The organism is Segatella hominis (genome assembly GCF_019249725.2).
Lineage (GTDB): Bacteria > Bacteroidota > Bacteroidia > Bacteroidales > Bacteroidaceae > Prevotella.
In genome coordinates, this window is sequence record NZ_CP137559.1 from 2,855,001 (window position 1) to 2,872,455 (window position 17,455).

11 protein-coding genes and 2 rRNA genes (1 of these 13 running past the window's edge) are annotated in these 17,455 nt (G+C 45.1%); 9 read left to right on the top strand and 4 right to left on the bottom strand.

Annotation, left to right across the window (positions count from 1 at the left end):
- Positions 1–552 (bottom strand): 23S ribosomal RNA (locus tag KUA50_RS11565) (it extends 2,345 nt beyond the left edge of the window).
- Positions 553–909: 357 nt separating this feature from the next.
- A 16S ribosomal RNA gene (locus KUA50_RS11570) occupies positions 910–2,441 on the bottom strand.
- Together the 16S and 23S rRNA genes form the textbook arrangement of a ribosomal RNA operon.
- 1,568 nt (positions 2,442–4,009) lie before the next feature.
- Between KUA50_RS11570 and KUA50_RS11575 the strand changes: the two genes are divergently transcribed.
- A complete protein-coding gene (locus tag KUA50_RS11575; RefSeq protein ID WP_218457529.1) occupies positions 4,010–5,488 on the top strand; it encodes an L-fucose/L-arabinose isomerase family protein in 1,479 nt (492 codons plus the stop codon).
- Positions 5,489–6,093: 605 nt separating this feature from the next.
- Here the strand turns inward: KUA50_RS11575 and KUA50_RS11580 are convergent.
- On the bottom strand, positions 6,094–8,289 hold the full coding sequence (locus KUA50_RS11580; protein WP_218457528.1) for an alpha-galactosidase: 2,196 nt from the start codon (positions 8,287–8,289) through the stop codon (positions 6,094–6,096).
- 317 nt (positions 8,290–8,606) lie between these two features.
- Here KUA50_RS11580 and trhA point away from each other — a divergent pair, with 317 nt between their 5' ends.
- The 8 genes from trhA to KUA50_RS11620 all read left to right on the top strand — a co-directional run bounded on the left by trhA (position 8,607) and on the right by KUA50_RS11620 (position 16,122).
- On the top strand, positions 8,607–9,263 hold the full coding sequence (gene trhA / locus KUA50_RS11585; protein WP_134844520.1) for a PAQR family membrane homeostasis protein TrhA: 657 nt from the start codon (positions 8,607–8,609) through the stop codon (positions 9,261–9,263).
- A 191-nt stretch (positions 9,264–9,454) separates the two neighbouring features.
- Positions 9,455–10,279 (top strand): ATP-binding cassette domain-containing protein, encoded by an 825-nt coding sequence (locus KUA50_RS11590; protein ID WP_218415207.1) that lies wholly within the window; start codon positions 9,455–9,457, stop codon positions 10,277–10,279.
- Positions 10,280–10,292: 13 nt separating this feature from the next.
- Complete coding sequence (locus tag KUA50_RS11595; protein ID WP_218457527.1) at positions 10,293–11,135, top strand: hypothetical protein; 843 nt, start codon at positions 10,293–10,295, stop codon at positions 11,133–11,135.
- Positions 11,136–11,154: 19 nt separating this feature from the next.
- Positions 11,155–11,526 carry a GntR family transcriptional regulator gene (locus KUA50_RS11600; protein ID WP_117695648.1) on the top strand — a complete coding sequence of 124 codons (372 nt, stop codon included), beginning with the start codon at positions 11,155–11,157 and terminating at the stop codon, positions 11,524–11,526.
- A gap of 161 nt (positions 11,527–11,687) precedes the next feature.
- Positions 11,688–12,404 carry an ABC transporter ATP-binding protein gene (locus KUA50_RS11605; protein WP_117695647.1) on the top strand — a complete coding sequence of 239 codons (717 nt, stop codon included), beginning with the start codon at positions 11,688–11,690 and terminating at the stop codon, positions 12,402–12,404.
- Between the two features lie 15 nt (positions 12,405–12,419).
- The gene (locus KUA50_RS11610; RefSeq protein ID WP_218457526.1) at positions 12,420–13,679 is read left to right on the top strand and encodes an ABC transporter permease; all 1,260 of its coding nucleotides are present in this window, start codon (positions 12,420–12,422) and stop codon (positions 13,677–13,679) included.
- A gap of 50 nt (positions 13,680–13,729) precedes the next feature.
- Positions 13,730–14,977 (top strand): ABC transporter permease, encoded by a 1,248-nt coding sequence (locus KUA50_RS11615; RefSeq protein WP_218457525.1) that lies wholly within the window; start codon positions 13,730–13,732, stop codon positions 14,975–14,977.
- A gap of 23 nt (positions 14,978–15,000) precedes the next feature.
- Complete coding sequence (locus KUA50_RS11620; RefSeq protein ID WP_218457524.1) at positions 15,001–16,122, top strand: efflux RND transporter periplasmic adaptor subunit; 1,122 nt, start codon at positions 15,001–15,003, stop codon at positions 16,120–16,122.
- 103 nt (positions 16,123–16,225) lie between these two features.
- Here KUA50_RS11620 and KUA50_RS11625 read toward each other — a convergent pair whose 3' ends face one another.
- Positions 16,226–17,455 (bottom strand): clostripain-related cysteine peptidase, encoded by a 1,230-nt coding sequence (locus KUA50_RS11625; protein WP_218457523.1) that lies wholly within the window; start codon positions 17,453–17,455, stop codon positions 16,226–16,228.

Consider the following 17,455-nt stretch of genomic DNA (forward strand, 5'->3'; position numbering starts at 1 on the left):
TGGTTTCAGGAACTATTTCACTCCCCTGCTCGGGGTTCTTTTCACCTTTCCTTCACAGTACTCGTTCGCTATCGGTCTCACGGGAGTATTTAGCCTTACCGGATGGTCCCGGCAGATTCGCGCAGGATTCCTCGTGTCCCGCGTTACTCAGGATACCGCTATGCTTGATTTGGCTTCGTGTACAGGACTATCACCTTCTGTGATGTAACTTTCCAGATACTTCCACTCACCATTTCAATACAATGTCGCGGTCCTACAACCCCGATGGCGCCTTGCGACGTCAACGGTTTGGGCTGTTCCCCGTTCGCTCGCCACTACTGGGGGAATCATTCATTTATTTTCTCTTCCTGCAGGTACTAAGATGTTTCAGTTCCCTGCGTTAGCTCTAACACATAAGTGCTAGTAACCGTCCTTCAGACGGCTAGGTTGTCCCATTCGGAAATCTTCGGATCAAGGGTTATTTGCACCTACCCGAAGCTTATCGCAGCTTATCACGTCCTTCATCGCCTCCGTGAGCCTAGGCATCCGCCATACGCCCTTTCTTACTTTCTTTACGACTGTATTTGCTATTCGTTTCCGAACAGCGAATAAGTAGCTCATACTTTCAGCTGTATTCTAACAAAGTGAAATCTCATCTTGCGATTTGATTTACTTTAGTCTGAACTAAAGTTCATTACTTACAGTTTTGCTTGTGTCAATATGTCAAAGATCTTCTTGCCTTGAAAGGCATAGTGGAGATTGTGGAGTTGAACCATTCTTTCGGGCCGTCCTATATATTATATAAGGTGTAAACCAGATATTTCAGGATTCCCTGTCTCCTGTATTTAATCAAACAGATGGTGCGTACAAGAAGAGAAGCGAACTTTTAATCAGATTTCCTATCACTTCATAGGAAATTCGTCTCTCCAGAAAGGAGGTGTTCCAGCCGCACCTTCCGGTACGGCTACCTTGTTACGACTTAGCCCCAATTACCAGTTTCGCCCTAGGCCGCTCCTTACGGTCACGGACTTCAGGCGCCCCCGGCTTTCATGGCTTGACGGGCGGTGTGTACAAGGCCCGGGAACGTATTCACCGCGCCATGGCTGATGCGCGATTACTAGCGAATCCAGCTTCGTGGGGTCGGGTTGCAGACCCCAGTCCGAACTGAGACAGGCTTTAAGGATTTGATGCGCTTTGCAGAACACCATCTCTCTGTACCTGCCATTGTAACACGTGTGTAGCCCCGGACGTAAGGGCCGTGCTGATTTGACGTCATCCCCACCTTCCTCACACCTTACGGTGGCAGTGTCCCCAGAGTGCCCAGCTTGACCTGATGGCAACTAAGGAGAGGGGTTGCGCTCGTTATGGCACTTAAGCCGACACCTCACGGCACGAGCTGACGACAACCATGCAGCACCTTCACAGAGGCCCCGAAGGGCGTCATTGTCTCCAAATCCTTCCTCTGCAATTCAAGCCCGGGTAAGGTTCCTCGCGTATCATCGAATTAAACCACATGTTCCTCCGCTTGTGCGGGCCCCCGTCAATTCCTTTGAGTTTCACCGTTGCCGGCGTACTCCCCAGGTGGGATGCTTAATGCTTTCGCTTGGCCGCTGACCTATTCAGGCCAACAGCGGGCATCCATCGTTTACCGTGCGGACTACCAGGGTATCTAATCCTGTTCGATACCCGCACTTTCGAGCTTCAGCGTCAGTTGCGCTCCCGTGAGCTGCCTTCGCAATCGGAGTTCTTCGTGATATCTAAGCATTTCACCGCTACACCACGAATTCCGCCCACGTTGTGCGTACTCAAGAAGACCAGTTCGCGCTGCAGTGCAGAGGTTGAGCCACTACATTTCACAACACGCTTAATCTCCGGCCTACGCTCCCTTTAAACCCAATAAATCCGGATAACGCCCGGACCTTCCGTATTACCGCGGCTGCTGGCACGGAATTAGCCGGTCCTTATTCATAAGGTACATGCAAAAAGTCACACGTGACCCACTTTATTCCCTTATAAAAGCAGTTTACAACCCATAGGGCCGTCATCCTGCACGCTACTTGGCTGGTTCAGGCTCTCGCCCATTGACCAATATTCCTCACTGCTGCCTCCCGTAGGAGTTTGGACCGTGTCTCAGTTCCAATGTGGGGGACCTTCCTCTCAGAACCCCTACTGATCGTTGCCTTGGTGGGCCGTTACCCCGCCAACAAGCTAATCAGACGCATCCCCATCCATCACCGATAAATCTTTAATCCCATTCGGATGCCTTCGTGGGATATCATTGGGTATTAGTCTTACTTTCGCAAGGTTATCCCCAAGTGGTGGGCAGGTTGGATACGCGTTACTCACCCGTGCGCCGGTCGACGCCCATCAAAAGCAAGCTTTCGATGTCGTTTCCCCTCGACTTGCATGTGTTAAGCCTGTAGCTAGCGTTCATCCTGAGCCAGGATCAAACTCTCCATTGTAAAATATCATTTTTACTTCTTATTCCATTGCTGGAACAATCGGTGTTTGTTGTCTGTACTTAGGACGAATATCCTTTTTCGTTTATTGAAGCTTAGTAAACCTGACTTGTCAATTTCTTGACGGTTCGTTTCTTTTACCCAGTTAATCTTCTCATTTCTAAGAAGTTAACCGCTTCTTGTACTACTTGTCTGTTTATGTAAAATCTTTCAAAGAACTCTTTCTTCGCAAGTTAGGCTGCGCTCAACAATCGAAATAAATTTCATTGTATTCGACTTGCACTAACTTTCTTTTGTTGCTAAGAGAAAGTGTATTTCTCAAAAGCGAGTGCAAAAGTACTAACTATTTTTCATTCCACCAAATATTTCGAGAAAAAAGTTTCAAAAATAGCATAATTTTAACATTTGATTACATATTGAGAGATAATTAATGCAAGTGCACATTATAATATACATACGCACTCCCGCCTGTGCACGCTGGCATGCATACACAGGCATAAACATAATATAATTGGAAATTTGAAAAGCGAAACGAGAAAAAGCCTTCACCCTTCACCCTATCAATATAAATATCTGGCATACAGATAGTTATAGACAAAACAACTAAAAACCACCCTTCACCACCCTTCACCTCCCATCACCTCAATCTAAAAATCGCATTTACCCTAAAAACCTACTATGAAGGCTAAAACTGGTCGTCTATTAAGACCAAAAGCAGTCGTCTATTAAGATCAAGAGAGTGTGTGTGTCATAAGTCCATGATGCAATTTTTCTCATCGGATTTAAACGGAAATATATATATTTTTCATAATCAGCCAAATTTCAAATAAAACGAAGAACCCGTCAATCCAAGCTAAAAAAAGGCTAAAAACGGCAAAAAAGATGAAGGGCGGTGAAGGGTGGTGAAGGGTTAAATTTTACCATTCACCCACGAATCCCCAGTATTTATCGGCTTTTCTGGCGAACAGGTGAAGGGTGAAGGGTAAAATCGTATTTCCATTTTAAATTTTCTGCGCTATAAAGATTTTTCTAAAATCTACCACATTTATTTTTATATAAAGACCGCAACAAACATTTTCTATAATTAAGAAAATATGAGAACAGAATGCCAAGCAGATATTCTTGTTTCGCCAAGCTTGCAAAGCGCCTTAGGAAGGGCACTATTGTGCCAAGGCAAGGGCACCATAGTGCTCGGGTAAGAGCACTATGGTGCCCCCGAGAAGTGCAATGGTGCACAAGTCAGACACCACCCGTAAACCCGAAGCCCAGATTTCTATCTTTCAGAGATACGGGTCGCAAACAAGTCATTTGCACTTCGAAAACAACCGCATAAAATGTCTCATTTACCTATCGTTATGTTTCATTAGTAAAGAAACACTCATTCTCTGGCGTTATTTCACGATAAATAATCTTAAAACCATTGGTAGATTCAAATTAAAATTGTACTTTTGTGGTCAGAAAATTTCCATTTATATGGAGACACCCCTATAAACAAGCGAAGGAAGAAATCTGAATTCGCAGTGACAAAACTTAAAGAATCTAAATAATTAATATACAAAAACAATACTATTATGGTAAGCAAAAACATTCCAGTAGTCAAGCTCGGTATCATTGCCGTTAGCCGTGACTGTTTCCCTATTGCTCTCTCTACTCAGCGTCGTGAGAACATCGTAAAAGAATACAAAGGTGACTTGTACAACTGCAAGACAACAGTAGAAAATGAGCAAGATATGCTCAAGGCTGTAGCTGATGTGAAAGAGCAGGGTTGCAATGCATTAGTTGTATTCCTTGGCAACTTTGGTCCAGAGACACCAGAGACATTGATTGCCAAAAACTTTGATGGCCCAGTAATGTTTGTTGCTGCAGCAGAAGGCGATGGCGACATGATCAATGGTCGTGGCGATGCATATTGCGGTATGCTCAACTGCTCTTACAACCTCGGTATGCGCCACTTGAAGGGATATATTCCTGAGTACCCAGTAGGCACAGCAGAGGATGTAGCAAAGATGATAGCAGACTTCGTACCAGTGGCTCGTGTCATTCTCGGTTTGAAGGGTTTAAAGATCATTACATTCGGTCCTCGTCCTCAGGATTTCTTCGCTTGCAATGCTCCTATCAAGGGCTTGTATGAACTGGGTGTAGAAATCGAGGAAAATTCAGAGCTCGACCTTCTCGTATCTTATAAGGAACATGAGAACGACCCACGCATCGATGATGTATGCAAGGATATGGCGGAAGAAATGGGCGAAGGCAAGTACTATCCTGACTTGAGCCGCCGCATGGCACAGTTTGAGTTGACATTGCTCGACTGGGCAGAGAACCACAAGGGTTCACGCCAGTATGTAGCATTTGCCGACAAGTGCTGGCCTGCATTCCCAAGCCAGTTCGGTTTTGAGCCATGCTATGTAAACAGCCGTTTGGTAAGCCGTGGCATCCCTGTAGCTTGCGAGGTAGATATCTATGGTGCACTCTCTGAGTATATCGGTATGTGTGCTTCCGACGATACAGTAACATTGCTCGACATCAACAACTCAGTACCTAAGTACATCTATGATGAGGACATCGTTGGCAAGTACGACTACAAATTGACCGATACCTTCATGGGCTTCCACTGCGGTAACACGCCTCAGTGCAAGATGTGTTCTACCCGTGCCATCAAGTATCAGTTGATTCAGAACCGTTTGTTGGAGAATGGCGGCAAACCAGACTTTACCCGTGGTACTCTGGAAGGAGACATAGCAGCTTCAGACATCACATTCTATCGCTTGCAGTGCGATTCAGAGGGCAATCTCCGCAGCTACATTGCCGAAGGAGAAGTTCTCGACGTTCCTACCCGTTCATTCGGTGGTATCGGTATCTTCGCTATCAAAGAGATGGGTCGTTTCTACCGCCACGTATTGATCCAGAAGGGTTATCCACATCATGGAGCCGTAGCATTCTCTCACGTAGGCAAGACCCTGTTTGAGGTATTCAAGTATCTCGGCATCAAGGACATCGCTTACAACCAGCCAGCAACTTTGCCTTATCCTACAGAGAATCCTTGGAAGTAATTATAAGAAACATTATATTACACTATAATCACAAGAGGGTGTGTCATAAGTTCATGACGCACCCTTTTTCGCAACTTGAATAAATTAAGTTAAAATTAATTAGGTAGGTTGCTGTTGGTAATTGAAATACAAAAAGATACTGTAGCTATAGGCAACAAAAATCAATCATTTTTATTAACAAAATTATATTTAAGCTCAGCATTTCCTCTAAAGAAGTGCAAGCACGAACTCTAATGATGCGCTTTATTAAGGTCTAATGATGCGCATCGTTAGGTATTAATAAAGCGCATCGTTAGGTGTTAATAAAGCGCATCATTAGGTGTTAAAGAAGCGCATCGTTAGGTCATGTGGATTTTTTACCAGTTATATTCCTGGAAATCAGCAAATTATACTCCTTTCAAGACAGCGAATTTCAGTCGATCCTTGGTCATGCACCTTGAGAAAAATTCATGGTAGCAATAGGATGAGGCATAAAACCATAGAACTTTTTCGCAGAAAAAACAAGGGTGTGTCATAGAAAAAATACGACACACCCTCTTTTTGTGTAAAATTATATGTGATGACCTATTGAATTATCAGCAGATAATCACCGCTAAAGCGATGAATTACTGAGCCTCCAAATAGAGCACTCGTGAAGACCAGTCTGTTTTCTTGCCCCAATCTACTTCATTGGTGTAAGGCATTTCCAAACCATGTTCCATCAAATACTTACCCGAATAGGACTTACCCTCGCAGTCGAGAGGCTTGTTGTCGATGACATCCAGCTCACGTACCTTATACATCTTATTGGCATCCAAACCAGCCATCTTGACTAATGGCAAATGTACATTATAGAAATTAGCTATCTTCCACCAATAGAACACAGCCTTGTCCTTTGCCTCGCTTACATACATGATGGAAGACAAACCCTGATTATCGTATGGTGAAACCAAGCGATAGAGATCACCAAACTGTACAACAGGGCGGATTTCCTTATACTCAGAAATGGCTTTCTTGCAAAGCGCCTTCTCTTCATCAGTCATATTCTTAGGCTGGATTTCCATACCCAGACGACCGCTCATCGCCACATCAATACGATACTTCAAGGAAGTGGTACGGAAGACGGTATGATTAGGAACCGCAGAGATATGGCTTGCCATAGCGATGGCTGGGAAGAAATAGCTGGTACCATACTGCATGTAGATACGCTGGAGGGCATCGGTATTATCGCTCACCCAAAACTCGTCGAAGCCACGGAGCATTCCCCAGTTGGCTCTACCACCACCACTCGCACAGCACTGGATAACTACATCTTTATATTTGGCACGGATACGGTCGATAACTTTGGCAAATCCCTGATGATAAGCGATATAGAGATGACTCTGATCTGCCATTGGTAGATATTGGCTTCCATGATTCATAATGGCCATGTTGGCATCCCACTTGATGTAAGCAATCTCAGGATACTTGGTCAGCAAATTGTCAACCACACCATAAACAAAGTCCTGTACCTTCGGATTGGACAGATCGAGAACCAGCTGCGTACCGCCACGTCCCAATACTGCATCACGCTTAGGAGCCTTGATGACCCAGTCTGGATGTTTCTCATAAAGTTCACTTACAGAATTGGTCATTTCCGGTTCAATCCAAATACCAAATTTCACGCCGTTTTTCTTGGCATCACGAAGCAAACCCTCTATGCCATCAGGCAATTTTTCGGTATCAACCACCCAGTCGCCAAGTGCACAGTTGTCTGTCTTACGAGGATATTTCTTGCCAAACCATCCGTCATCCATCACAAAGAGTTCACCTCCCATGCTATGTATGTCGGCCATCATCTGGTCCATCCCCTTCTGATTGATATCGAAATAAACGCCCTCCCAGGAGTTCAAAAGGATGTCACGCTCCTTGTCACCATGAGCGAGGATATACTTACGTCCCCATTTATGGAAATTGCGACTTGCGCCACTCAAACCTTCTGTGGAATAAGTCAAAGCGAGAGCTGGAGTCTTGAAAGTCTCACCTTTCTTCAGATGATACTCAGAATTCTGCTCATTGATACCAGCAAAGAAGTAGTGATATTCCGTATCGTCGGTAACCGTTTTCAACTTATAGTTGCCGCTATATACAAGCGCTGCGCCAATGACATCACCCGTATTCTCCTGTCCCTTGCCATTGAGTGAGAACATCACTTCACCATGATCGGTATGAGAATTTCGAGTACCGTCGTTGTTGCGGATAACAAATTCGCCTGGTTGCAGTTTCTCGTGACTGAGTTGTCCCTCGTTCGCCCAAGTGCCAGAGAGATGGCTCATCCAGACATCCCCGCGGCGGATAGGAAGCATGGCAGATGCGAAAGTAGTCAGAGTGACCGTTCCCTTCTCGCCGTTCTGGATTTCCGTCCAAGCCTCAATCATATCCACATCACTATATGTGCGATATTTCAAATCCACCTTTATACGATATACAGGATCCTTGAGATGGATGGTAGTGACGGTAGTATTTCCTTCCGCTTTCACATCGCTTCCGGTTGCCACGAGTGCAGTAGAGAGATTTCCATCGCTATGACGCATGGCGAGCGCAGCCTCAGCAGGGGTATTCAAACCATAAGCAGGATAAGCATCCATACGACCATTATCTGCCACTTTCAGATTCTGTAAATCTGCGTTATTCAACCTGGTACCGAAATAGAGATACTGGGCAGGCTTGCCGTTCTCTACATCAAGAACAAGCGACATTTTCCCTGTATTCACCGATACCTTTTCTGCCATCGCAGGCAAAGCAATGGTCAAGAGTAAGAAAGCAATTGATTTTAACTTCATGATATATCGTTCAGTTATTAGTATTACACGATTTTCTTCTGTTTTCGAATGCAAAAATATAAAAAAGAGCAATACATACCAATACTTTTTTAATTTATTTTCAGGAGAAAGCAGAAAAGGGCAAGAAATTGATAAATAAAGCAAAGAAAAATCAATAGGAAAGAGATGCGAAATCATCTCTTGAGAAGATTTATGAAAAAAAGTTTGTGCATTTCAGATAATAATACTAATTTTGTCCACGAATACAAGATATAAAAGCAATAGAAATAAACAGGTTTAATAGAAAGGTATTAAAGATAAAAACATAATTAAGCAATATGAAACTCAAAATTCATTTCAACCATAAGGAGGAACTCTGGAACTCCTGGTCTCATGCCGGAGGCATCCTGCTGGGTGTCATCGTGGGCATCATCTTCCTCTATTGGTGTTTCACTCAGCACAATGGTTGGGCCACAGCGGGCATCATCCTCTATCTTTTCGGTATGCTCATGTCATACATCGCTTCCACCACCTATCATGCCATTTCTGCCTGGAGCAAGTGGAAGGAACGGCTGCGCAAGTGGGATCATGCCGCCATCTACTGGCATATTGCCGGTTCCTACTCCCCTATCACGCTCATAGCCATGCGCGAACAGGGATATTGGGGATGGAGCCTTTTTATCTTTATCTGGGCTTGCGCCATTGCCGGAACCGTCATGAGTTTTGCCAAGCTCAAGGACCACAGCAACTTAGAGACGCTCTGCTTTGTCGGCATGGGTCTCTCTGTTCTCGTTGCCTTCAAGCCGCTTATCGATTCTGTTTCCCCAGCCACAGTCTGGTGGATTATTGCAGAAGGTATTTGCTACATCACGGGTGCTGTGTTCTACAGTATCAACAAGAAGAAATACATGCATTCCGTGTTCCATTTCTTTGTACTGGCAGGTAGTGTCTGCCACATCATCGCCGTTTGGGACATTCTCATGAAATATATCTAAACGACTTAATAAAAAGTATCAAATATTACAAGACATTCATCCATATCATACTCTTCTTATAATATAATAAGGTGGAATTGTTAACAATACGTTAAAGTATGAAAATAATTGCCCCAAAGTTTGGAACTTATCGCAGAAAAGCATACCTTTGCAGTGTTCTATTGAAGTAGTACACTAAAACATTAAAGATTATGATACAGATTAAAGACATTGATTTCAGATACCCAGGTAGCAAGCACCTTGTATTTAGAGATTTCTCTTTGGAACTCAAGGAGAACAACATTTATGGCTTGCTCGGTAAGAATGGTACAGGCAAGAGCACCCTGCTCTACCTCATCAGCGGATTGCTCCGCCAGCAACAAGGTACCATTCTCGTGGATGGCATTTCGGCACAAGATCGCAAAGCCGAGATGCTGAAGGACATCTTCATGGTGCCCGAAGAGTTTGAACTGCCCAACGTTTCCCTCGCCACCTACGTGAAGATGAACCAGGGATTCTATCCTAACTTCTCGCAGGAAGTGCTGGACCGTTGCCTCAAGGATTTTGATTTACCACTCTCTCTCAAGTTGAACGAACTCTCGATGGGACAGAAGAAGAAGGTATTCATGAGTTTCGCACTCGCCACGGGTACCCGCTTTCTTCTGATGGACGAGCCAACCAATGGTCTCGACATCCCATCGAAGAGCCAGTTCCGTAAGGTCATCGCCAACAACATGACGGAAGACCGCACCCTCATCATCTCAACTCATCAGGTGCACGATGTAGAGTCGCTGCTCGACCACATCATCATCATGAACCAGAGCCAACTGCTGCTCGACGCATCTATTTCAAACATCTGCGAGAAATACACCTTCGAATATCGCAACCCACAGGAAATGGACGACACCGTGCTCTACGCCGAGCCAACCCTGCAGGGCAATGCCGCCATCTGCAAGCGTCAGGAGGGGAAACAGGAAACACAGATGAACCTGGAGTTGCTCTTCAATGCAGTAATTAATGGAAAATTAAACGATTAAAAATTAGACGATTATGAAAAAGAATTTCGATTTACATAGATTAAGCATGGTACTTCGTTGGGATATTCTCACCAACTGGCAGCGTCATCTTGGAGCTACAGCAGGTCTCACCCTCAGCATTTCCATCTATTGTGTATTGCGACTTTTTAGCATGAGATATTGGCTTAACTCAACCGATGTAGAACAGGCTGGTCATCAATACCAGGTAAGTGTTTGCATGTTCTTTTCTATAATAGCATTCATCGCGTTCTACGTCTTGGCAAGTTGTATATTCAATAACATGAAGACTAAATTGCAAAGAGAGAGTTTCCTGATGCTTCCTGCTTGTAATCTAGAGAAGTTTGTGGCCCGACTACTCATGACGAGTATCGGTGTTTTGGTTCAACTTTTTGCAGCAGTAATCTTGTCCGATGTTATACTGTTCATCTTTAGTTTCATCATCACTCCAGATTTTCATATCAGCATCACCTGGACTGTGCTCAGCCATATTATTTCCACAATTCACCCTTTCGACAACGACTGGCTGAAATGGATTACCCTCTATTCATTCATACTATTTTCCCATTCTTTCGCAACACTTGGCGGAACATTCTATCGCAAGTTGCCTGAATTGCTAACAGTTTGCACGGGCATTCTTCTTTGTATGATTTTGGGATACATAATCAACAAATTAGGAGAAGCTGGAGTTTTTGATTTCTTCAGTCATATTAACTTCAGCAATGGTTCCACAGCTGACTATTGTATAACAATTACAGCATTCTTTGTTTTCCTTGCTTTGGCTGCCTTCAACTATTGGGCATCCTACAAGCTCTTCACCCGTATGCAGGTTACCTGCAACAAGTGGATCAACATCTAAGAATTAAAATTTGAAGATTATGAATTTCAGTAATGATAAAGCAATATACGTACAGATAGCCGAGCGACTGAGCGATGAGATTCTGGCGGGCAAGTACAAGGAAGACGAGCGAATACCGAGCGTCAGGGAATACGCCGTGCTGCTGGAGGTAAATGCCAACACAGCCGTGAAGGCATACGACCTGCTTGCCACCGACGAGATTATCTACAACAAGCGAGGCCTGGGCTACTTTGTTTCCGCTGGAGCCAAGAAGCAGATTAAAAAGACCCGCAAGAAGGAGTTTATGAAAGAAAGACTCCCGGAACTCGCCCGACAAATGCAGCTTCTCGACATCTCCATCGACGAAGTGAAGGAAGAGTTGGAAAAGAATCTCAAAAAGATAAAGATATGATGACACTATTCATCCTCAAATATATATTTATTGCTTCAGTCTTTGCCTTATATATAATAAGGTGGATGTAATCACGTTTTTAAAAAAGAGTTACGCTTGCAACTTTCAGAAAGTTGCAAGCGTCTAATGGTTTAAATTGATATCCATAAAACGAAAGTAATATGTCATTAATTCATCTAAAAGACGTCAACAAGACCTATCAGGGTGCTCAGCCACTCCATGTACTGAAGGGCATCGACCTCGACATCGAACGTGGCGAGTTCGTCAGCATCATGGGTGCTTCCGGCTCGGGAAAATCCACCTTATTAAATATATTGGGTATTCTCGACAACTACGATACGGGCGAATACCGACTCAATGATGTGCTCATCAAAGACCTCTCGGAAACCCGTGCTGCCGAATACCGCAACAAGATGATTGGCTTCATCTTCCAGTCGTTCAACCTCATCTCGTTCAAGACGGCGGTGGAAAACGTAGAGCTTCCACTCTTCTACCAGGGCGTGAGCCGCAAGAAGCGCCACGAACTGGCGATGGAATATCTCGACAAACTGGGCTTGAAGCAATGGGCCAACCATTATCCCAACGAGATGTCGGGAGGACAGAAGCAGCGTGTAGCCATCGCCCGTGCCCTCATCACCAAACCCGAAATCATCCTTGCCGATGAGCCTACCGGAGCCCTCGACTCCAAAACGAGCGTGGAAGTGATGGACCTGCTGAAGGAACTGCACCAGAAAGAGGGAATGACCATCGTGGTGGTAACCCACGAAAGCGGTGTTGCCAACGAGACCGATAAGGTTATCCATATCAAGGACGGACTCATCGGAAGCATCGAAGACAACAGAGACCATCATCTCGTATCGAAAGACTACGTGAAATAACTTTGAACTTGGAACATGAGAGAATTAATCAAAGAAATATGGAGTACGTCGAAGCGCAACAAGCTCCGCACTTCGCTCACGGGATTTGCCGTTGCCTGGGGTATCTTCATGCTGATATTCCTGCTGGGCGCCGGCAACGGACTGATTAATGCCCAGTTGCAGCAAAGCACCCGATTCCTTGCCAACTCCATGCGAGTATTCCCAGGCGAAACCTCCAAGGCTTACAAGGGACTGAAGGAAGGCAGAAGCATCACGCTCAACGACAAGGACATCCTCATCAGCAACAAGACCTATGGTCAGTATGTAGATGATGTGGGTGGAAGATTGGAACAGAATAACGTGAACATCAACTACGGCGATAATTATGTGGCAAGCCAGTCGTTGGTGGGTGTGGCTCCTACACATCCCAAAATCGACAAGACGGAGATGATAGCCGGACGATTCATCAACGAAATCGATATGAAGGAGCAGCGCAAGAATGTGGTGCTGAGCCGAAGCCAGGCCAAGGAACTCTGCAAAGACTACCGTTCGCTGGTGGGCAAGAACGTAAAGATCAGCAACCTCAACTTCCAGGTGGTGGGAATTTACAAGGATGATGAATCGCGCAACAATACCGATGCCTTCATAGCCTACTCCACCATAAAGACCATCTACGCCAAAGGCGATGATGCAGGAAGTCTGGAGTTCACCATCAAGAACCTGAAGACCCAGGAAGATAACGAGCAGTTTGAGAAGAACTATCGTGCCAGCATCAACAACAACCATCAGGCTGCACCTGATGACGACCGCACCATCTGGTTCTGGAACCGATACATGGACAATATCCAGATGAACCAGGGAATCGCCATCATGCAGACGGCACTCTGGATAGTAGGTCTGTTCACCCTGCTGAGCGGAATCGTGGGCGTAAGCAACATCATGCTCATCACCGTGAAGGAGCGAACCCGAGAGTTTGGCGTAAGAAAAGCCATCGGAGCCAAGCCTTGGTCGATACTAAAGCTCATCATCACCGAGAGCATCATCATCACCTCATTCTTCGGCTACATCGGAATGGTCTGCGGCGTGGCGGCAAACGAAATCATGGACGCAACCATCGGTCACACCACCGTAGATACCGGACTGTTTAAAGCCGCCATGTTTGTGAACCCTACGGTGGGCCTCGGCACCTGCATCGGTGCGACCATCGCCATCGTCATCGCAGGCACCATCGCCGGACTCATCCCAGCCATCAAGGCTGCAAGAATCCGACCGATAGAGGCGCTGAGAGCGGAGTAGTGTTTAATGTTTAATTAGGCTTACACCTTATTATATATATAGACTAGGCTATGCGATTAGATTTAGATACATATAAAGAAATACTCGACACCATCACGAGGAACAAGAGCCGCAGTCTGCTCACGGGCTTCGGCGTGTTCTGGGGCGTGTTTATGCTCATCGCCCTGATGGGTGGCGGCCAGGGACTGAAGGAGATACTGCAGAACAACTTCGCAGGCTTCGCCACCAACACCGCCATCATCTGGGCGCAGAACACCACCAAACCTTACAAGGGATTCAACAAGGGACGCTCCTGGCAGATGGAAGAGAAAGACCTGGAGCGACTGCGCCACAGGGTGCCCGAACTCGATGTCATCACCCCGCTGCTCTTCGGAGGCAACAAGTCGGTGGTGTTTGGCGACAAGAAATTCAGCGGCAGCACGCAGGGCGTGAATCCCGACTATGCCCAGGTTTCCGTGCCTAAAATGTTTTACGGCAGATACATCAACGAGATGGATGTGCGCCACCAGCGCAAGGTTTGTGTCATCGGCAAACAGATTTACAAGACCCTCTTCCCCGGCGGCGGTGACCCATGCGGCAAGAGCGTGCGAGTGGATTCCACCTATTACACAGTGGTGGGTGTAGATTACCGCTCGGGAAATGGCGTGAACTTCGGCGGTAGAGCCGACGAAACCATCACCATTCCGCAAACCGTGCTCCGCACCGCCTACAACCGCGGAACCGCCATCGACATCATCGCCACCACCGGTAAGCCGGGCGTGGTGATGAGCAGCATCGCCCAGCGAATGCGTGAAACCATAGCCAGGGCCCACAACATCGACCCTTCAGACGAAAAGGGAATCATGGTGTTCAATACGGAGGTGCTCTTCCAGATGCTCGACAATCTGTTTAAGGGCGTCAACTTCCTCATCTGGCTGGTAGGTATCGGCACCCTTCTCGCCGGCGCCATCGGAGTTTCCAACATCATGATGGTAACGGTGAAGGAGCGAACCACCGAGATAGGCATTCGCCGAGCCATCGGCGCCACGCCGAAGATGATTCTCTCGCAAATCATCTCAGAGAGTATTCTCCTCACCCTGGTGGCAGGCATGAGCGGCATCATCTTTGGAGTAGCCATCCTGCAGATGCTGGAGATGGCGAACACCACGGATGGCATTCTCACCGCCCATTTCCAGGTAGATTTCTGGACGGCCATCTCTTCAGCCATCCTCATCTGCATCCTTGGCGGCCTAGCCGGACTTGCCCCAGCCTGGCGAGCCATGAGCATCAAGCCGGTAGATGCAATGAGAGACGAATAAAAGAAAAATAAGATATAAAAGATATGAAAAAGTATTCAAAGTTGATAGTTGCGGCGATAGTCGCCTTGATTTTCATCGGAACCTTCGTGTTCCTTTATGAGAAATCACAGCCTAAGCCTGTGGAATATACCGAGTTTACCCCAAAGATGGGCGATGTGTTGAAAACCACGGTGATTACGGGTAAGATAGAGCCTCGCAACGAGGTGAACGTAAAGCCTCAGATTAGTGGTATCATCACCGAAATCTGCAAGCAGGCAGGTGATTTCGTGCAGGCAGGCGAGGTAATCGCCAAGGTAAAGGTGATTCCGGATATGGGACAGCTCAGTTCGGCGCAGGCTCGTGTGCGCCTTGCCGAAATTAACCTGAAGCAGGCACAGGTAAACTATGGTCGCGAGGAACAGCTCTACAAGAAGCAGCTGGTCAGCGCCGATGAGTTTGACAAAGTGAAACAGTCGTTGCAACAGGCAAAGGAGGAGAAGGTTGCCGCCCTTGATGCGCTCGAAGTGGTTCGTGATGGTGTTTCCAAGAGCAACGCCAGCGCCTCTTCCACCCTCATCCGTTCTACCATTTCGGGAATTATCCTCGATATTCCTGTCAAAGTAGGTAACTCCGTGATTCTTGCCAACACCTTTAATGACGGAACCACCATCGCCAGTGTAGCAAACATGAACGACCTCATCTTCCGTGGCAACATCGATGAGACCGAGGTCGGCAATCTGGTAGTGGGAATGCCGATGAAGATTACCATCGGAGCGATGCAGGATTTGAAGTTTGATGCCGACCTGGAGTATATTTCTCCAAAGGCTGTAGAGAACAATGGTGCCAACCAGTTTGAGGTAAAGGCAGCCGTGCGCTCGGTGAAAGGCGGTAAAATTCGCTCAGGCTATAGTGCCAATGCCGAGATTGTATTGGCGAAGGCGATGCATGTGCTCACCGTGCCAGAGAGCGCCATCGAGTTTAGTGGCGACTCCACCTTTGTATATGTGGTAAAAGGCAGCGGTGACAAGAAGACTTACGAGCGCCGACAAGTAACCACAGGTTTGAGCGATGGCGTGAACATCGAAATCAAGAAAGGCCTGGGATTGAAGGACAAGGTAAGAGGTCCGCAAATCGTAGCCGACAACAATAAGGATAATGATGAGTAATCTTACTAATGTCAGAAAACTCATAGAATTTTCAAGAAAAAGCCAAAGGGAGCATAAAAATAAGATGCCCCTTTGGTTTATCACATCAGCATCAACATAGCTATCACTTAAACTTGTCCAACCAATTAACTTCTGTATTCCAAACAGTTTGCTTATAAGCATATTGGTAATCAACATTTGACGAAGTTGGCACAAAGACAGATAAGCCATAATCTCTTTCCTCCTGTTCAGAATTGCCATGAAATACAATAAAGTCATTAATGTGTGATGTATCAATTTTCGCACTCTTCATTAAAGTCACCCAGTCAAAGAAAATATCTATATACCGAAACTTATATACAAATAAATTCGTTTCATTAATTTCAAGACGAGGTATCTCTCTGCATAACTTTCTTACATTTGAATATTGGCTCAAATCAATAAGACTAATAGAAATATGATTTTTACATTCTCTCTCTTCATATTTATGAAGATAATGACGTCCAACTTCTATTAAACGCTCCTTTAATGGCAAACTAGAAACCAAAGTTTTGGTGCTAACACTATCAATTATACCATCTGTTGGTACAATTATAGGAGAAGCTAACAAATAATGACACTTTTGTTGAAAATAAGCCACAACTTCAATATTGGGCATATAGCAAGCATCAAAAATAATATAATTGAAACTGTCTTTCAACGACATCGCTAACTGTGGAATACTCATTGTTTTACCATTAGCAAGCCCAAAACTTCGAGAAGAAAGGAAATCATTTGGCAACCAACCTAAAGCATGAGACCATAAAATTAGCCCAGTTTCTTTTGAAGGGAAACTATGCCTTAAATTTGATATGATACAAGACATTGTTTCAGAATTGAGAGGATTGATTTTTCCATACTCCTTTATGCATATCAATCCATCCTGCTCCAATCTAAATAGTTTCATTTCATCAGGTGTAGCCCAAACAAATAATAAATTAACATTCTCCGCATCAGGAAAATCTTCAAATTGCTTCATAAACTCTATAGAAGAGTTATATAAATCATTGTCTGCAACAACATAAAATATAATAGTCTTATCTTTTTGTATTAAAATAGGAGTTTCTTGTTCACAACTACAAAATAAGTTTGCATATGTAATTAGATAAAGGAGGATAGGCTTTGTACCTATCCTTCTTTTTTTTTTATTGAAATAATAATCAAAACCACTCCTAATTGTCATTATTATAAACATTATAGAAAAGCATTCTTGAAAATCAGCTCGATCCAAAAATCCTATGAGATTTAATAACCCCACAAATAAACATGATAGAACTAGATTTACAGTTAATGAAACCAGTATATACTTTAACAT

What these genes read in the sequence shown, in the direction of transcription:
- KUA50_RS11575 (WP_218457529.1), top strand. Translation starts at nt 4,010, where the DNA reads ATGGTAAGCAAAAACATTCCAGTAGTCAAGCTCGGTATCATTGCCGTT.
- KUA50_RS11580 (WP_218457528.1), bottom strand. Translation starts at nt 8,289, where the DNA reads ATGAAGTTAAAATCAATTGCTTTCTTACTCTTGACCATTGCTTTGCCT.
- trhA (WP_134844520.1), top strand. Translation starts at nt 8,607, where the DNA reads ATGAAACTCAAAATTCATTTCAACCATAAGGAGGAACTCTGGAACTCC.
- KUA50_RS11590 (WP_218415207.1), top strand. Translation starts at nt 9,455, where the DNA reads ATGATACAGATTAAAGACATTGATTTCAGATACCCAGGTAGCAAGCAC.
- KUA50_RS11595 (WP_218457527.1), top strand. Translation starts at nt 10,293, where the DNA reads ATGAAAAAGAATTTCGATTTACATAGATTAAGCATGGTACTTCGTTGG.
- KUA50_RS11600 (WP_117695648.1), top strand. Translation starts at nt 11,155, where the DNA reads ATGAATTTCAGTAATGATAAAGCAATATACGTACAGATAGCCGAGCGA.
- KUA50_RS11605 (WP_117695647.1), top strand. Translation starts at nt 11,688, where the DNA reads ATGTCATTAATTCATCTAAAAGACGTCAACAAGACCTATCAGGGTGCT.
- KUA50_RS11610 (WP_218457526.1), top strand. Translation starts at nt 12,420, where the DNA reads ATGAGAGAATTAATCAAAGAAATATGGAGTACGTCGAAGCGCAACAAG.
- KUA50_RS11615 (WP_218457525.1), top strand. Translation starts at nt 13,730, where the DNA reads ATGCGATTAGATTTAGATACATATAAAGAAATACTCGACACCATCACG.
- KUA50_RS11620 (WP_218457524.1), top strand. Translation starts at nt 15,001, where the DNA reads ATGAAAAAGTATTCAAAGTTGATAGTTGCGGCGATAGTCGCCTTGATT.
- KUA50_RS11625 (WP_218457523.1), bottom strand. Translation starts at nt 17,455, where the DNA reads ATGTTAAAGTATATACTGGTTTCATTAACTGTAAATCTAGTTCTATCA.